Annotated in this window: 14 protein-coding genes; 6 read left to right on the forward strand and 8 right to left on the reverse strand. The window is 44.1% G+C overall.

Annotated elements, in window-relative coordinates:
• Positions 1–36: 36 nt before the first annotated feature.
• The 5 genes from fldA to ACOJRU_RS08090 form a co-directional block, all read right to left on the reverse strand.
• On the reverse strand, positions 37–561 hold the full coding sequence (gene fldA, locus ACOJRU_RS08070; RefSeq protein WP_421134502.1) for a flavodoxin FldA: 525 nt from the start codon (positions 559–561) through the stop codon (positions 37–39).
• A 26-nt stretch (positions 562–587) separates the two neighbouring features.
• Complete coding sequence (locus tag ACOJRU_RS08075) at positions 588–806, reverse strand: DUF2788 domain-containing protein (protein ID WP_421134503.1); 219 nt, start codon at positions 804–806, stop codon at positions 588–590.
• A gap of 116 nt (positions 807–922) precedes the next feature.
• Positions 923–1,696: an alpha/beta fold hydrolase gene (locus ACOJRU_RS08080; RefSeq protein WP_421134504.1), complete on the reverse strand. Its 774-nt coding sequence runs from the start codon at positions 1,694–1,696 to the stop codon at positions 923–925.
• Positions 1,697–1,795: 99 nt separating this feature from the next.
• The gene (locus tag ACOJRU_RS08085; protein ID WP_421134505.1) at positions 1,796–2,194 is read right to left on the reverse strand and encodes an H-NS family nucleoid-associated regulatory protein; all 399 of its coding nucleotides are present in this window, start codon (positions 2,192–2,194) and stop codon (positions 1,796–1,798) included.
• A gap of 113 nt (positions 2,195–2,307) precedes the next feature.
• Positions 2,308–3,957: an electron transfer flavoprotein-ubiquinone oxidoreductase gene (locus tag ACOJRU_RS08090; RefSeq protein WP_421134506.1), complete on the reverse strand. Its 1,650-nt coding sequence runs from the start codon at positions 3,955–3,957 to the stop codon at positions 2,308–2,310.
• A 374-nt stretch (positions 3,958–4,331) separates the two neighbouring features.
• On the opposite strand from ACOJRU_RS08090, the gene ACOJRU_RS08095 reads away from it, so the two are divergent.
• Both ACOJRU_RS08095 and ACOJRU_RS08100 read left to right on the forward strand, forming a co-directional pair.
• Complete coding sequence (locus ACOJRU_RS08095) at positions 4,332–5,084, forward strand: electron transfer flavoprotein subunit beta/FixA family protein (RefSeq protein ID WP_421134507.1); 753 nt, start codon at positions 4,332–4,334, stop codon at positions 5,082–5,084.
• The gene (locus ACOJRU_RS08100; protein WP_421134508.1) at positions 5,081–6,007 is read left to right on the forward strand and encodes an electron transfer flavoprotein subunit alpha/FixB family protein; all 927 of its coding nucleotides are present in this window, start codon (positions 5,081–5,083) and stop codon (positions 6,005–6,007) included. Before ACOJRU_RS08095 ends, ACOJRU_RS08100 begins: the two co-directional genes overlap by 4 nt.
• A 55-nt stretch (positions 6,008–6,062) precedes the next feature.
• Here the strand turns inward: ACOJRU_RS08100 and ACOJRU_RS08105 are convergent, their stop codons facing one another.
• On the reverse strand, positions 6,063–6,371 hold the full coding sequence (locus ACOJRU_RS08105; RefSeq protein WP_421134509.1) for an isoamylase early set domain-containing protein: 309 nt from the start codon (positions 6,369–6,371) through the stop codon (positions 6,063–6,065).
• 324 nt (positions 6,372–6,695) lie between these two features.
• Between ACOJRU_RS08105 and ACOJRU_RS08110 the strand changes: the two genes are divergently transcribed.
• The 4 genes from ACOJRU_RS08110 (at position 6,696) to ACOJRU_RS08125 (ending at position 13,742) form a co-directional block, all read left to right on the forward strand.
• Positions 6,696–7,934: an efflux RND transporter periplasmic adaptor subunit gene (locus tag ACOJRU_RS08110; protein ID WP_421134510.1), complete on the forward strand. Its 1,239-nt coding sequence runs from the start codon at positions 6,696–6,698 to the stop codon at positions 7,932–7,934.
• Positions 7,931–11,083, forward strand: coding sequence for an efflux RND transporter permease subunit (locus tag ACOJRU_RS08115; RefSeq protein WP_421134511.1), 3,153 nt, complete (start codon positions 7,931–7,933; stop codon positions 11,081–11,083). Before ACOJRU_RS08110 ends, ACOJRU_RS08115 begins: the two co-directional genes overlap by 4 nt.
• Before the next feature lie 34 nt (positions 11,084–11,117).
• A complete protein-coding gene (locus ACOJRU_RS08120) occupies positions 11,118–13,274 on the forward strand; it encodes a prolyl oligopeptidase family serine peptidase (RefSeq protein ID WP_421134512.1) in 2,157 nt (718 codons plus the stop codon).
• A gap of 111 nt (positions 13,275–13,385) precedes the next feature.
• A complete protein-coding gene (locus tag ACOJRU_RS08125; RefSeq protein WP_421134513.1) occupies positions 13,386–13,742 on the forward strand; it encodes a hypothetical protein in 357 nt (118 codons plus the stop codon).
• A gap of 154 nt (positions 13,743–13,896) precedes the next feature.
• On the opposite strand, the gene ACOJRU_RS08130 is transcribed toward ACOJRU_RS08125, so the two are convergent.
• Complete coding sequence (locus ACOJRU_RS08130) at positions 13,897–16,173, reverse strand: TonB-dependent receptor (RefSeq protein ID WP_421134514.1); 2,277 nt, start codon at positions 16,171–16,173, stop codon at positions 13,897–13,899.
• Between the two features lie 119 nt (positions 16,174–16,292).
• Positions 16,293–17,282 (reverse strand): GlxA family transcriptional regulator, encoded by a 990-nt coding sequence (locus ACOJRU_RS08135; protein ID WP_421134515.1) that lies wholly within the window; start codon positions 17,280–17,282, stop codon positions 16,293–16,295.
• Positions 17,283–17,359: the final 77 nt, after the last annotated feature.

A 17,359-nucleotide genomic window follows, 5' to 3' on the forward strand; every position in this document is an offset into this window, starting at 1 on the left:
TTACGCGGCATTTTTGTCATATAGTAATGTAATTAACTAAGCAAGCTCAGCAAGACAGAGCTCTTCATGCAGCTGCTTACACCACGCTTTTACGCGAGAATCGGTTAGCTCTGGCTGACGGTCCTCGTCAATACCAAGCCCCACAAAGTGGTCATCATCAGCGAGACCTTTAGATGCTTCAAAGTCATAGCCTTCTGTTGGCCATTGACCAACGAGAATTGCGCCCTTAGGCTCTACGATGTCGCGGATCATACCCATAGCGTCTAAGAAGTACTCTGCGTAGTCTTCTTGGTCGCCACAACCGAAAATCGCTACGAGCTTATCTTCAAACCCAATGCTTTCTAGTTCTGGGAAAAAGTCGTCCCAGTCACATTGTGCTTCGCCGTAGTACCAAGTAGGGATGCCGAAAATAAGCAGATCGAATTCTGCTATCTCTTCTTTACTGCTCTTGGCAATGTCTTTTACATCGATTAGCTGTTTACCTAATTCTTTTTGAATCATTTTAGCAACATGTTCGGTATTACCCGTGTCACTGCCAAAAAACAGGCCAACGCTTGCCATATCAAACCTCTATTAATCGTTACTTACTAAACGCCACTGCTTAACCAGAACCACTCAATGATACCTTTTGCTAAAAAACCTATTGCGCCAAGACCTAGCACGCCATAGGTTACAACACGCCCAATGAGAGGCACATCGTTTTTCGTCAATACATCGTGTACGGCAAAGGCCATGAGTGCAAAAAGCACAAACAAACCGCCGTATAACATAATGGATTCTATTAGCTCAAAGTTTTCTGCAAGCATAGTGTTACTTATGAAAAAAATCTGGCGCAACTATACCACAGGTTAAACGCCGAACAGAGCCCAAAACATTCAAAAAATTGTAAGAATACACCGCTTTTTTTCTTCGCAATGCAACATTACTTCGCCAGTATTTTACTGACGATAGCGTTGAACGCTGTCGGCTTTTCTGCGTGTAACCAGTGCCCCGTACCTTCAATAATATGTGCTTTTGCTTTGGGGAAGTACCGTGCAATCGCTTCTCGGTGCTGCGCAGTAATATAATCTGACTGCCCACCTTTAATAAAATAGGTTATCCCATCGTATTGTTGATTGGTTTGAGGCCAGTCAATAATATGAGGATAACTTTTAATCAACCCTTTTACATTAAAACGCCAAAGCCACTGTTTTTGATCGTTTTGATATAAGCTTTTAAGTAAAAATTGCCTTACACCTGCTTCTTGTATGTGTTCAGCCATGGCCATCTCTGCATCTTTGCGCCCGGTAATGGTCGAAAGATTGACTGCATTTAATCCATCGAATACCGATTGGTGCCGATGTTCATAAGTGGCAGGGGCGATATCCGCAACCAACAAGTGGCTAACGCGTTCGCCATGGGCAAGCGCTAACTGCATGGCTACCTTGCCGCCCAGTGAATGGCCCAGTACCGCTGTTTTTTTAATGCCGTTTGAATCGAGAACGGCGATTATACTTTTAACGGTATCTTCAATGTTGAAGTTATCAACCCAAGGAGATAGGCCATGGTTGGGCAAATCTACACTTAGAATGTTGTGAGTGGGCTCAAAATGTCGCCTTATGACAGCGAGGTTATCGGCACTGCCAAACAAGCCATGAATAAGTATAAGCCAGGGTTCATCGACAGCATGAATGTGTGTTTTGTAGTGTAATTTCACAGGCCACCGGGATGTTTTTACGTGTAAGGTGAGAATGGGGGAGGAATGCGTATTTTACAAGAGCCATGCCACGTTTATGGCATGGCAAAGCATGTCGTTTTATGCAATAGCAAATTGTGTCAGTGATTGGCCCGACGCCAGTGCATCTTTATAGACACGCGGCATTCTGCCAATGCCTGTCCATGTATGTTCAAGGCCTTCACTGTCGATTAACTTATATTTAATGGGGCGCTTTTTGCCAGTTTTCTTGGGTTCGTTTTGTGTCAGCGCCTGTAAGTCTTCAACATTAAGCCCAGCCGCTTCCATTTGGCGTTTTATTTCTTCAAGTTTTTGATGCTTTTCTTGCTGTGCTTTTTCCGCTTCGCGCGCTTTTTCTTTTCTTTTTTCTACAATATTGGCCAGTTTGTCTTGAACTTGTTCAAGCTCTTCAAGACTTAATTCCTTTACTGCATCTTGCAAACGTCGTCCATGGGTTAAAATATCTAAAAAATCTTTCATGTATTTATTAACCTTAACGCTTATTTTAAATTCATAATTAACCAAACGTTAAATTTAGCATAAAAAAAAGCGGAGAGACTCCGCTTTTTATACATTATAAAATGTTACATCAATTACATATTAGGATAGTTGGGCCCGCCTGCGCCCTCTGGTACCACCCATTTGATATTTTGAGACGGGTCTTTAATATCACATGTTTTACAATGTACACAGTTCTGCGCATTGATTTGGAAACGTTTTGAACCTTCTTCCTCAATTATTTCATAAACACCGGCAGGGCAATAGCGTTGCGCTGGCTCTGCGTATTTAGGTAAGTTTATGGTAATAGGTATAGACGCATCTTTTAATTGAAGATGACAAGGCTGGTCTTCTTCATGATTCGTATTTGAAAGAAAAACAGACGATAATTTATCGAAACTTAACTGTCCGTCAGGTTTAGGATAATTAATTTCTTCAACGTCTTTCGCTTCTTTTAATTGTGCATAATCTTTGTGCTCATCTTTCATGGTAAAAAACAGATTACCATTAAAGAAGTTTTGCTCGATTGTATTAAAAGCACCGCCCCAGAAGTTCCCTAATTTATGAATTGCAGGACCAAAATTTCTAGAACGATATAACTCATCATACACCCAAGACGTTTTAAAGTTTTCAGTGTAACTGGTTACTTCTTTTACCGGGGCGTCGGCGTTTTCTTTTATCGCATCAAAAATAGATTCAGCCGCAATCATGCCCGATTTCATCGCGGTATGGTTGCCTTTAATTTTCGCAAAATTAAGCGTGCCCGCATCACAGCCCACCAACAAACCGCCAGGGAAGGTCATTTTAGGTAATGAATTAAAGCCGCCTTTAGCAATCGCGCGTGCACCATAAGAAACACGTTTACCGCCCTCCAAGTATTGTTTAAACACTGGGTGATGTTTCATACGCTGAAATTCATCGAACGGGCTTAGGTAAGGATTGTCGTAGTTTAAGTCAACAATTAACCCTACAAATACCTGATTGTCTTCTGCGTGATAAAGGTAACTTCCGCCAGTGGCATCATTTAATGGCCAGCCCGCGGTATGCACAACTAAACCTGGTTGATGCTTGGCCGGATCAATATCCCAGATTTCTTTGAAACCAATGGCATAATGCTGTGGTGACACATCTTTGTCTAAACCAAAGTGAGCAATAAGCTCTTTACCAAGGTGGCCTCGGCAGCCTTCAGCAAACACCGTGTACTTAGCGCGTAATTCCATGCCTGGCATGTAACCGTCTTTTTCTTCACCGCTTTCACTTACGCCCATATCGCCGGTGATCACACCGCCAACACTGCCGTCATCGTTGTAAATAACGTCGGCTGCTGCGAAACCAGGGAACACTTCGACACCGAGTTGTTCAGCTTGCTCAGCAAGCCAACGGCATACATTGCCCATAGAGACAATATAGTTGCCTTCATTGTGCATAGTTTTGGGCGTAATCGCGTTCGGTAATCGTTTCGCTGATGATTCACTATTCAATAAATAAATATGATCATCGGTCACTTTTGTATTGAGTGGGGCGCCTTTTTCCTTCCAATCAGGAAAAAGCTCGTCCATAGCGCGTGGCTCAAAAACAGCACCGGATAGAATGTGTGCACCTACCTCGGAGCCTTTTTCGACGACACAAACCATTAGCTCTTGGCCATTTTCGTTCGCAAGCTGCATAAGCTTACAGGCCGTTGATAAACCAGCTGGGCCGGCACCGACGATGACTACGTCAAACTCCATCGATTCTCGTTCCACGGGAGGCTCCTTATGTTCAGTTTTTTATAGTGCACTATTGATGAAACAAATAATGCGTTGTGTCAAAAACATGTAAATTAGTTGTCGCCCTGAAAGGTAATGCAGGTTGACGTTTACGTCAACAGTAAGTACATTGCAGGGAGTTTACGTTAACGTTAACTGAACGTTTATTTTATATACACGTAAACATGGTGTTAACGACATTTAGGGTATAGTTTTATTACTGTCTTCACCATGAAAGTAAAGTTAATGAAGTGAATATTGTAAAAGTTTTTTGATTACGTGGTGACAAGACACTGTTTTTTTACGGGCTGTTTCGAAAGTTCAGGTAAAGAAAAGTAACATCACCGACGAACTCAACCATTGAGGTAACTATGAAAATACTCGTACCAGTCAAGCGCGCGATTGACTATAACGTAAAGGTAAGAGTGAAGGCCGACAATACCGGCGTTGACCTTACTAATGCAAAAATGGCAATTAACCCATTTTGTGAAATAGCCGTAGAAGAAGCGGTTAGGTTGAAAGAAAAAGGGGTAGCCACTGAAATCGTGGTTGTATCTATTGGCGATAAGAGTTGCCAAGAGCAAATCCGTACCGCACTAGCACTAGGTGCAGATCGTGGTATCCAGATTGATACCGACCAAAATCTTGATTCACTGCAAATTGCTAAGCTGCTTACTAAAGTGGTTGAAGAAGAGCAGCCTTCGTTGGTTATTCTTGGCAAGCAGAGCATCGACTCTGACAACAACCAGACAGGCCAAATGCTAGCGGCATTAACCGGTATGCCTCAAGGGACATTTGCGTCAGAAGTTGTGGTCGAGGGTGATAAGGTTAATGTAACCCGCGAAATTGATGGCGGGCTTCAAACGGTCGCACTTTCACTTCCTGCGGTTGTGACGACAGATCTTCGCCTTAATGAGCCTCGCTATGCGTCGCTGCCGAATATTATGAAGGCCAAACGTAAACCTTTAGACGTTAAATCAGCCGCTGACTTTGGCGTTGAGCTAGTGTCTAACGTTACCGTTCTTAAAGTGACACCTCCACCAACGCGTGAAGGCGGTATTAAAGTCGCTGACGTGGCTGAGCTAGTGGATAAACTGAAAAACGAAGCAAAGGTGATCTCATGACAGTTCTTGTATATGCCGAACACGATAATTCAAGTCTTAAAACGGAAACACACAAGCTTGTTTTTGCGGCACAGAAAATGGGTGGAGATATCCATGTTCTTGTTGCAGGCGAAGGGTGTCAAGCCGTTGCAGACCGCGCTGCTACCATTGAAGGCGTGTCTAAGGTTATCGTTGCAGACAATGCTGCTTACCACTACCAATTGGCAGAAAATGTAGCAGACTTAGTTGTTGAACTAGCTGGTGATTATAGCCACGTGTTAGCGGCGGCAACCACTACGGGTAAAAACTTTATGCCACGTGTGGCAGCCCTGTTAGACGTTGCGCAAATTTCAGATATTATCGGTGTAGAGAGTGAAGACACATTTGTACGTCCTATCTACGCAGGTAATGCCATCGCGACCGTGCAGTCGTCTGATAGCAAAAAGGTAATTACCGTACGCGCAGCGTCTTTTGACGCCGCATCGGAAGGTGGTAGCGCAGAGGTTGCTGCGATCGATGTAGTGAAATCTAGCGATAAATCAGGATTCGTTGCAGAAGAGCTTACTGAATCAGAGCGCCCAGAGCTTACCGCTGCTGATGTCGTCATTTCTGGTGGTCGCGGCATGCAAAACGGTGAGAATTTCTCATTGCTTGAAGGTATCGCCGACAAGCTAGGTGCGGCAATGGGCGCATCACGTGCGGCAGTAGATGCTGGCTTTGTACCTAACGATATGCAAGTGGGTCAAACTGGTAAGATTGTGGCTCCACAGCTTTACATCGCTGTTGGCATCTCGGGGGCTATTCAACACCTTGCAGGTATGAAAGACTCAAAAGTTATTGTTGCAATCAACAAAGACGAAGAAGCGCCAATTTTCCAAGTTGCTGATTATGGCTTGGTGGGTGATTTGTTCGATGTACTCCCTGAATTAGAAAGTGCATTGTAGACGTTAATTACACGTGTAAAAAAAGGCTGCCTTTTGGCAGCCTTTTTTGTTTGTACTACACACTGACTAATGAGTTTTCATCGGCGCTGATATTAGAGGGGACATACCCATCTGCTGCCCAATCGTTTTCCCACTTTTCCCCATCGAGTAAATAACGGAATTCATACTCTTTGTTTTTTTCAAGGTTAACGGTAAGTGTAAATTCGCCGCTTTTAAGCTTTTTCATTGGAAGCGCTTGTGCGTCCCATTGTGTGAAATCGCCACAGAGCTTTGCTTGACTAGCGTTTTTTGCTGCTTCAGCGTCTAGCTTAAACGTTACCTTACAAACGGGTTTTGATTTTAGATATTGCTTTTTCAAACTCATGGGAGTGTGTTCCTTCAGCGTACTATAGTTTCTATGTAAATAAACGGGAGTGCACAACTGTGCAAGATAATATTGGTCAATAACTGTGCTCAAATCAATAAGACTTTTTGGTATGTATATAGTTTTTTAATACTTCTAGGTCGGCCTGTGGGCAAATTAATGGCGTTACACATTTTTTAACAATCAATATGAGCACTTCTTACAGAAAATAAGTACACTAGGGTATACAAGAAAAAATTATAATTATCGTTATACGTTACCGTTTTAAAACAAATTTTTACTTAGATAAGTAAGCGGTACATAGCAACTTACAAGGGAAAGGGAATGAGCAACGCAGTGTTTAAGGCTGGAATACCGCTAGGTATTATACTTATTGGGTTTGTTGGCGCAGCCGTAATGATTTCATCAAAAAAACCGCCTGAACAAGCGCCTGTTGAAAAAACCGCATTTTTAGTTGGCGCAAGCGAAGTGTATGCAGAGCCCGTCAATTTTATTGTAAATTCGCAAGGTAACGTTGTTCCGCGTAATCAAACCTCGTTAAGTGCTCAAGTGAATGGTCGCGTCATTGGGTTAGCGGACGACTTCATTACAGGCGGTATGTTTAAAAAGGGGGATGTGCTTGCGACATTAGAGCAAGACGACTACCTAACCGATGTTAAATTAGCAGAGGCTGAACTTGCACAAGCGACGGCGTCGTTTGAGGAAGAGGTAGCGCGAGGTAAAGTTGCTGAGCAAGAATGGCGCTCTGTCCGAGATGTACCGCCTCCTCAACTTGGACTGCGTAAACCTCAGTTGGCACGAGAACAAGCCAACGTTAAAGCCGCCGAAGCAAAACTTGAACGGGCTAAACGAAACTTAGCCAGAACCGAAATCCGTGCCCCTTACAATGGGATTGTAGTCGCCCGAAATATCGATTTGGGTCAGTTTATAAGCGCGGGAACGGCAATTGGTATGCTGTATTCGACGGATACTGCCGAGGTACGGTTACCAATGACCGACAGCGACTTGATGTTTGTCGATATTGGAAAACAGTCTGATAGCGACGCTAACGTCATGTTAAGTGCGACGGTTGGCGGCATAGACCGTCAATGGGAAGGCACACTAGTTCGCTCAGAGGGCGTGTTAGATACGGGTAGTCGTGTCATTTACGCTGTTGTTGAAGTTAACGACCCTTACGCACTTGCTGATGAGAGTAAAGTGCCGCTTCGTTTTGGGCAGTTTGTTGAAGCTAAAATTACCTCGCGTAAAAATGAAAGCTTGATTGTATTACCTCGCAGCACGCTTCGCTTAGACAATACGATATTGACGGTAAACGACAATCGCGAAATTGAAATTAAAGATGTAGAGGTTGCACGAACCACCTCTGAGCACGTCTACCTTGCTGGAGGAGTAAGCAACGGTACGTTAGTAGTAACCAGTGCGGTTCCCAACCCGTTTAACGGAATGAAAGTACGTTTACCCGGCGATGAGCCAGCGCTTCCTCCTGAAGCGGTAAACGACAAAAAAGACGATACGCAAGCGATAGCAAATAGTGATGAGACGGCATCAGAGGGGGCCGAATGAGTACTATAGATACGCAAAAAGGCCTTATTGCTTGGTTTGCGCGCAATCATGTGGCGGCAAACCTGCTAATGTGGTTGCTCATTGTTGGTGGCATTTTCTCGGCATTTAGTATTCAAAAACAAGTTTTCCCCAGTTTTGATATTGACGTTATTAGTGTCCGAGTTCCCTATCTCGGCGCGGCTCCCCAAGAAGTTGAAGAGGGCGTTATTCTAAAAGTAGAAGAATCGTTAAAGAACCTTGAGGGGATAAAACAGCTGACCTCTACTGCAGTAGAAGGTATGGGAACCGTGACTATTCAAGTTGAAGAAGACTACGATGTGCAGTCTTTACTTGATGAAGTGAAGGTGCAAGTAGATGCTATCCCCAGTTTTCCAGGCGATACCGAAAAACCAGTAGTTTACCGTCAAAAAATTCAACAAGACGTAATGTGGGTATCGGTTTACGGTGATGCTAGCGAGCGCGAGCTTAAAGAATTTGCTAAAGACTTACGCGACGATATTGCTAACCTTCCAGGCATATCGAGTGTTCAGGTTGTCGGCGCAAGAGACTATGAAATTTCATTGGAGTTGTCAGAAGTTGATTTGCAAAAGTATAACTTAACCTTTTCAGATGTTGTAAGACGTTTGTCTCAGTCGAGCGTTGACTTGCCCGGTGGCTCAATTCGAACAGAGAATGGTGATATCCTTCTGCGTACGAAAGGGCAGGCCTATACGGGGTGGGACTTTTCACAAATTGTACTGGTAACCAACCCAAATGGAACCCGTGTCACGCTAGGCGACGTCGCGTTTATTAACGACGGATTTATTGAAAATAATCAATATGCGATGTTCGATGGGAAGCCTGCGACGAGTTTACGCGTGCGTGCGGTGGGCGATCAAAATGCATTAGAAATTTCAGAGCAAGTGAATACGTACCTCAGTGCTGCAAAAGAGGATTTTCCTGCGCATATTACAGCTGATATATGGGGAGATAGTTCATTCTACCTTGCCGACCGCTTAAACATGATGTTGGAAAATATGTTTTTCGGCGCACTATTGGTCTTTTTAGTATTGTCGTTATTCCTTAAAATTAAGCTGGCGTTTTGGGTGATTGTTGGGCTTCCTGTTTGCTTCTTAGGCACGCTCTTTGTCATGCCAATGGAAATGGTCGGTGTATCCATCAACATGCTGAGCTTGTTTGCATTTATCCTGGTCCTTGGGATTGTGGTCGATGATGCCATTATTATGGGCGAATCGGCTTATTCAGAAATTGATAAGAAAGGACATAGTGCGGACAATGTCATTGCAGGCGTAAAGAAAGTTGCTATGCCCGCAACCTTTGGTGTATTGACCACAATCGCTGCATTTACGCCTATGTTAATGGTGTCAGGGCCGTTTGGTATTATTTGGAAAACCATCGGTGCCGTTGTTGTTGTGTGCCTTATCTTCTCGCTAATAGAATCAAAACTAATTTTACCCGCTCACTTAGTGCACATGAACTTAAAGCCTTATGACCCCGCTAAGGCAAATAAGCTGCAGAAGTTTAGAGACTACTTTAGTGAAGGTATAAAGCGTTTTATCAGTACCAAATACGCGCCATTCCTAGCGAAAGCAATTCGAAATAGATACACCACAGTCTCTGTGTTTCTTGCCATGCTTATTCTAACGGTAGGTTTGTTCGGTGGTGGGATTGTTCGTTTTGTATTTTTCCCCAACATCCCTAGCGACTTTATGTTTGCAAGCTTTGAACTTGAACCCGGCTCATCGTTAACCCAACGAGATCAGGTACTAACGACAATGCGTGAAGCCATGCAGCGTATGGATGACGAGGTAAAAGAAGAAACGGGCGAGTCAGTTATTAAGCATGCGATAGCGTTTGATAACGGTAACCTGGGTGGGCAAGTTTTTACTGAGCTTACAAAGGGGGAAACCCGAACGCTAACGGATTTTGAAATCCAGCAGCGATGGCGCGATGAAATGCCTGAAATTCCTGGGGTTAAGTCTTTTAATATTAACTCGCCAGGCGGCCCAGGCGGCGGTTCAGATCTAAGTTTTGAATTTAGCTCAGGCGATATCACAGCATTGCGCGCCATTAGCGATGAACTGAAGGAAGCATTAGCCGCTTATGAAGGCGTCACTGATATTAACGATACCTTTTCAGGCGGCAGTGAAGAAATTCAGTTATCACTTAAACCACAAGCTGATGCGTTAGGGATTACGTTACAACAACTCGGTCAGCAAGTTCGCTTTGGTTTCTATGGCGCGGAAGTGCAACGCATCCAACGTGACGATGAAGAAATCAAAGTCATGGTGCGCTACCCGAAAGCACAAAGAAGCTCTATAGAGCACCTTGAGAATATGCGTGTACGTGCGCCAAATGGCCAAGACATTCCGTTTGAACAGGTTGCAACGTTTACTGTCGGGCAGGGGTTTGATTCAATTATTCGCGTCGATGGTAAACGGTCTGTGTCAGTAACCGCTGCGGTAGACAAAGCGTTAATGGATCCTTCTGAAATTACGCGAGAAGTGATAGATACGGTAATGCCTGATTTACTTGCGCGTTACCCAAATGTTGAGTTTCAACTTATGGGGAATTCGAAAGAGCAAGGCGAAGCGATATTTAGCCTCCTTCAAGGCTTATTATTCGCGCTCTTTGCAATTTATGCATTACTTGCCATACCGCTTAAGTCTTACAGTCAGCCACTTATCATCATGTCGGTTATCCCTTTTGGTGTGGTGGGAGCCATTATCGGGCATTTAGTATTGGGCATGGCCGTGAGTGTGTTGTCGGTGTGCGGTATTATCGCATTATCGGGTGTTGTGGTTAACGACAGTCTTATTATGGTTGATTTTGTTAACCGTGCCAGAAAAGAAGGGCTATCACTCAAAGATGCGGCAATTAGCGCGGGCACGCAGCGCTTTAGAGCCATTATTCTTACGTCACTGACTACGTTTATGGGGTTAATGCCGATTGTGTTTGAGCGTAGCTTACAGGCACAGGTCGTCATCCCAATGGCTATTTCTCTTGCCTTTGGCATCTTGTTTGCCACGGTCATTACGTTACTACTAGTGCCAGCGCTTTACCTCATTCTTGATGACATTAAGTCGGTATTTAAAGGTAAGAAACGAAATAACAGTGCAAAACACAGCGAAATAGAACATGCCGGGTAGTTACCCGGCGTTACCGTTAAAGGGTTACCAATAAATGAAACATAAAGTAATCAAATCAGTTACCTTAATTGCGGCGTCGATGGCGCTGTTTTCATGCGTGGGTAATAATAAAGACACAGCGTTGATGTCTGACAATACTGACCAGAATGCCATTGTCGCCACGCCAATAGACTATCCTGCCACACGCACGGTGGACCAAGTGGATAATTATCACGGCACCGAAGTGTCAGATCCGTATCGTTGGTTGGAGGCAGAAAAAACGACAGAGGTCGCTGCTTGGGTTAGCGCTCAAAATAGCGTTGCTCGTCCCTTTTTAGAGACGTTACCAAGCAGAGATACCTATAAGGAACGCCTAACCGCACTGTGGGATTACGAAAAGTATCAAGTGCCTTACACGGTTAATGGTAAGGTATTTCACTCATATAATGATGGCCTGCAAAACCAATATGTATTGTATGTTTCAGACAGTGCTGATGGGCAGGCCGATGTGCTCCTAGACCCGAACACGCTTAGCGATGATGGTACCGTGTCTATGGCAAGTTATGAGATAAGCCCGAAGGCGAATTATCTTGCTTATCTACTGTCCGACGGCGGTACTGATTGGAAAACCATCCACATTAAAGATATTAACACCAAAAAAGATAACAGTGACGTTATTGAAGGGGTTAAGTTCACCAATGTTGCCTGGTTAAATGATGAAAGTGGCTTTTTTTATTCTCGTTATCCGCAAGATAGCCAAGGGAACTGGGACGATAGTAAAGCGGTAGCTATTTACTTTCATCAGTTAGGTTCACCTCAGTCACAAGATCGCAAAGTGTTTGCCTTTGATGATAAACCCACATGGAACCCATATCCGGCCGTTATTAGCAAGGATAGTACGTTACTGATTTCAGTGTTTGAAGGGTATCAAGCGAACGGTGTTTACACCCTTTCATTGAAAGATAATGACGCCCCCATTACTGCTATTTTTGACCGATGGGACGGTCGTTATGATTTAATCGGTGAAGCCGATAATGCGCTTTATTTCGAGTCGACCGCTAATGCGCCGACAGGAAAAGTTATACGCGTTGATATTGACGGCAAAAATGAGCAAACGATTGTTGAAAGCAAAGCGGCAACGCTTAATGGCATAAGTCTATTAGGTGATAAGCTTTTTGCGCGGTATTTAAGCGATGTTAAGTCAAATGTCATTGTGTATGGTCTTGATGGAAAGACGCTGAATACCCTTTCGTTTGATGATATTGGCCGCGTTACCGGTTTTTACGGAAGCAAAGACGCGAAAACCACCTTTTATAAATTAACTGGGTTTACTAATCCTGGCGCTATTTACGAGTATGATATTGATACCGGTGAGCAGCAGCACTACAAAACCATAGAAACTGGTGTCGACTACTCCCAGTTTGAAACTAAGCAAGTATTCTACCCAAGTAAAGACGGTACCAACATTCCTATGTTTATTGTGCATAAGAAAGGGGTGAAGCTGGATGGGAACAATAAGACGTTATTGTATGGATATGGCGGGTTTAATGTTTCGTTATTGCCCAGTTATTCAGTATCACGCATGGTATGGATAGAACAGGGTAACGTGCTTGCAATAGCCAATTTGCGTGGTGGCGGAGAGTATGGCCAGCAATGGCACAAAGCGGGCACAAAGCTCAAGAAGCAAAATGTGTTTGATGACTTCATTGCGGGCGCTGAATACCTGATAGAACAAGGGTATACGACACCAGAATCATTGGGTATTCAAGGTGGAAGTAATGGGGGCTTATTAGTCGGTGCTGTTACTACACAGCGACCAGACTTATTCGCTGCCGCATTGCCGGCTGTAGGCGTATTAGATATGTTGCGCTACCATACGCCCAGTGCTAATGCGCGTGCTTGGTCGTCAGACTACGGGTTAAGCGAAAATAAAGATGAATTTGAGGCCTTGTATGCCTATTCTCCTCTACACAACACGGAAGCGGGCATATGCTATCCGGCAACGCTGGTAACTACAGGCGATCACGACGATAGGGTTGTTCCGTGGCACAGTTATAAATATGCCGCGCAACTACAGGCCCATCAAGGGTGCAACAAACCTGTATTGTTACGCGTAGAAACGCGTGCTGGGCACGGTGCAGGTACGCCAACGTGGATGCGCATTGACGGTTATGCCGACCAATGGGCATTTTTGGAAGCCATGCTAAAATAGCATACTGCAGGATATAGGTTTGAAAGCCGAGGCAATGTGTCTCGGCTTTTTTGTTTGCATTTTGTACAAACTAAATTATACTGTATGTATAAACAGTATTTGGAGGTGGCAATGCAAACAGGCATAAAAGCAGTTGATCAACTCATCGAAAAGCATGGGCTGTTGCGTGCTCCAGGGCAAGATGCCTTTCAGCGTCGACTACAGCTAGTGGGTGGAGACAAAAGGGCAGAATTTTTGCCGTTTTGCATGTATCAAAAAGTGATGTATGCACCCATGTCTAAACATTTTACGGTACATCATTTTTACCTGCCTGCAAGAAACGCTAAGTTGGCCAGCTTTTTATTTGACGAAAAAGGGCAGTTGATTGAGCAGGTGTATTACCAAAAAGTGGCAAAAATGGTGAATGTATGTCGCAAGCTGCATCAGCTCTTGGTGAAACAAACGCACGAAGTAAGTTTGGCTGCATAATGAGTTATGCACGGCCATCTTATTATTGCTAGCCATTACGTAGCGGTCAGGCCGGCTGTAATATAGTCGTTGAAACCGCGAGGTATTCGTCAATAAAAAAAGCGATGGGGTTAGCCATCGCTTTTGTTGTTTTAAAACCAAGAGCTTAACGCTATTAGTAATAAGTATATTTAACTTCTAAACCCCAAATACGCGGTTCGTTAACGATACCCGTAAGGTTGTTGAAGTCGATTGCACCTTTCACATTGTCTTCATCGGTGATGTTTCTACCAAACAAGGCTACTGTGTAGTTGTGCTCGAAGTTTTCGTAACCTACGCGTAGGCCACCTTCAAAGTTATTATCCGTCGTGAATTCAACCGCTTCGTACAAGAAGATGTTGGTTTCGCCTTGGAATGCCCAATCAGTAAATACAAAGAATTCACCGTTGTCACCCATAGGGACAGCGTAACGTGCTGTGAAGTTAAAGATTGACTCTGGTGCTTGAGGGAATGGGTTACCATCAATTGATGCAACAAAACCGTCTGGACGAGGATCGGTTACCGTACAGTTTCCGTCAAAACCAGAACCTGCGTTAGTCCCGCACGGCGATACTGTTAATGTATCATCTTGTATCTCAGTGTGGTTATAGCTGTAACCCGCTGTGAAGGTAAGTTCGTCAGTCGCTAACCATTGTGCGTCTACTTCAAAACCGTACGCTTCACCTTGGTCTGCATTCACCAGTGACGTGAAGTTATTGCCACCACCAATCGCTGAGAACTGCATATCGTCTACCGTGTAGTAGAACGCAGCAGCGTTTAGGCGTAGTGTGTCATCAAGAAGGTCTGACTTGAAACCAATTTCAAAAGAGTTGATGGTTTCAGCATCAGCAACAGACGGCGCACCTTCAAATGCAACATCTCGACCTTGAATTGTTTGTGCTCTGAAGCCATTGGCGTAGCGAGCAAAAACAGACATATCATCAGTCACACGGTAGTTTGCGCTTAGCTCGAAGCTGGCTTGACCATCATCAACGTTGATATCTTCATAGTCTTGTACGCTTGCAGCGCCAATTACTAGAGCAAAACCGTTCACGTTTTGATCGCCAACCACTAAAGATTTTTTATCGTGTGTGTAACGAACGCCACCGGTAATGTTTAGCTTTTCATTCACTTGATAAGAACTTTGGCCAAACAATGCCCACGTTTGGTTTTCGTGGAAAACGGTAGAAGCACCAAAGAAACCATCAATGCTGGTTACGTTAAACGACGCGTCGTAATAAAACGCACCTAGTTGCCAGTTCATTGCGTCTGTTGTGTTGCTAGATAGACGGAACTCTTGGGTGTATTGCTCAAGATCGTCAAGGTTGTCTTGGGTTACCGCAGAGAACGGAATAAAGCCTGGACCTGATGTACCGTCTGCGTTATTGAAGCCACCGTCAACGTCGCCTAAGCTTGAACCATCTGCAGTTTCAATGGCTGAGATAGACGTAAACGTCATATCATCCATATCGTATTCTAGTTTAAGTGACGCACCAAAACCCTCGTAGGCCTGTGGATTATTGTCGATACCATCGCCTTCAAGATCACCGTCATAAAAGACAGTTTCACGGTCGTAATTAGCGTTAAGATCGTTACTGCCTTTATCAAACACGTTAGCACGGAAGATAGACGCTGTGCCTTCAAGATCGCGGCCATGTACATTCAACAATGCAGAAAAATCAGCTGATGGCTCCCAAAGAAGCTGTAGACGCCATGCTTTCTCATCAAAACCACCAATGGCGTCATTTTCGCCAGTGAAAGCATTATCGATGTAATCGTCGCGCTCTTGAGAAAGAACTGAAAGACGAGCAGATAAGTCATCAGTTAAACCACCACTGATTGCGCCTTCAAAGTTCATGGTGCCGTATGAACCGAAACCTGCTTTCGCATACCCTTCTAGGTCTTGAGTAGGTTTAACGGTATCAAATTTGATAATGCCGGCCGTTGTGTTTCTTCCGAACAACGTGCCCTGTGGGCCACGCAATACTTCAACCTGTTGTACGTCGAAAAGTGGGAAGCTTTTCAGTACAACGTTTTCCATTACCACTTCGTCCATGATAATCGAAACCGGCTGCGATGCCGCAAGGTCGAAATCTGTATTACCTAAACCACGAATATAAAATCGCGGGGCAACACGGCCGTTTGATGATTCAGCGTATAAACCAGGTACGCGAACGGCGAGTGCTAGAATGTCTTCACCGCCAGAAAAAAGGCTTTCGAATTTCTCGCCACTTAGCGTAGCAACAGAAATAGGAACTTCCTGAATTGACTGAGTACGCTTTTGAGCGGTTACGGTAATTTGTTCAAGAGCAGCTTCTTTTTTTTCTTGAATTACTGCTTCTTGTGCTAGAACTGAGGTACCAAACGCAGCACTTACGGCTAGCGCTATCGACGCCATTTTATATGTTCTCATGTGTCCACCAAGTTGTGAAAATGTTTTTGTAGTGTTTAACATTGAAGTTTGTGTTCTTCAATTGGCCGGCATTTTACACATATATCGCGCTAAAAACCTCAATTTTTTGGTAAATACGGTTAGTTGCGAATAAATTTTGCACGGTACTGAGAGGGTGATAAGCCAGTATTTTTCTTGAATAATCGCGTAAATGAGCTTAAGTCTTCGTACCCCACATCATTGATAATTTGCTCTAGCGGCACACGCGTCGTTTCAAGTACCTTGCGTGCTTGTTCTAGCCTTATACTTTGCAGGTAATGTAGGGGCGTGATGGCACAAGCTTGCTTAAAGCGGCGTATTAAGGTGCGCTCTGTCATATTAAATCGTTCAGCAACCGCTTTGTTTGTTAACCGTTCGTGAAAATGAGTTTCTAAATGCTCTTGAATGGCAAGAATATCTTTGTCCTGATGAAATTTGTGTTGCCTGCTGCTTGCATATACCGTTTGATTTGGACGGGAAAAATCGAGTACGTGAGACTTTGCAATGTCGCTTGCTACTTGGTAACCGCAATACCGTTCTATTAGTAATATTGCTAAGTCTATCCATGCCATTCCGCCTCCAGCGCAAAAAATTGCGTCTTGCTCGGTTACCATTTTATCTGACTGCAAATCGACAGAGGGGTAGTGTTGGCGAAACTTATCAGCATAGCCCCAATGGGTCGTGGCAACCTTTCCATCTAATAAGCCCGTCTCGGCCAGAAGAAAGTTGCCGGTGCAGTTTGCCGCGATATCCGCGCCATTTTTTTGAAGTCGCCTGATGTGTACATGCAAACCTTGGTTGTCGCGAAGAACGCTGTCAATGTCACCGCCTATGGTGGGAATAAGCAAAATATGTGTATGAGACACATCTTCAATGGCAATGTGTGGCGTAAGCGATAGTTGATTAGAGCACGTGAACGGCCGACCATGGGCACTCGCCAGTTGCACTTTAAATTGAGGGTGGGTGGGTTGTTGATGAATACGTTGCCAACTAATTCCAGCAAATGCGAATACATCAAGTGCACCGGTGATAGCAGAAGCAAGCGCGTGCTCAAAGCCTAAGACCGTGACTATAAAGGGTTCTTTATTCATAAAAATAATTAATTTTATAAGCTACTATCAATTTCTGTGATTGTTGGCGGTAATGACCATAATTGTGTCATTAATGA

Source organism: Alteromonas algae (genome assembly GCF_049117195.1).
Classification (GTDB): domain Bacteria; phylum Pseudomonadota; class Gammaproteobacteria; order Enterobacterales; family Alteromonadaceae; genus Alteromonas.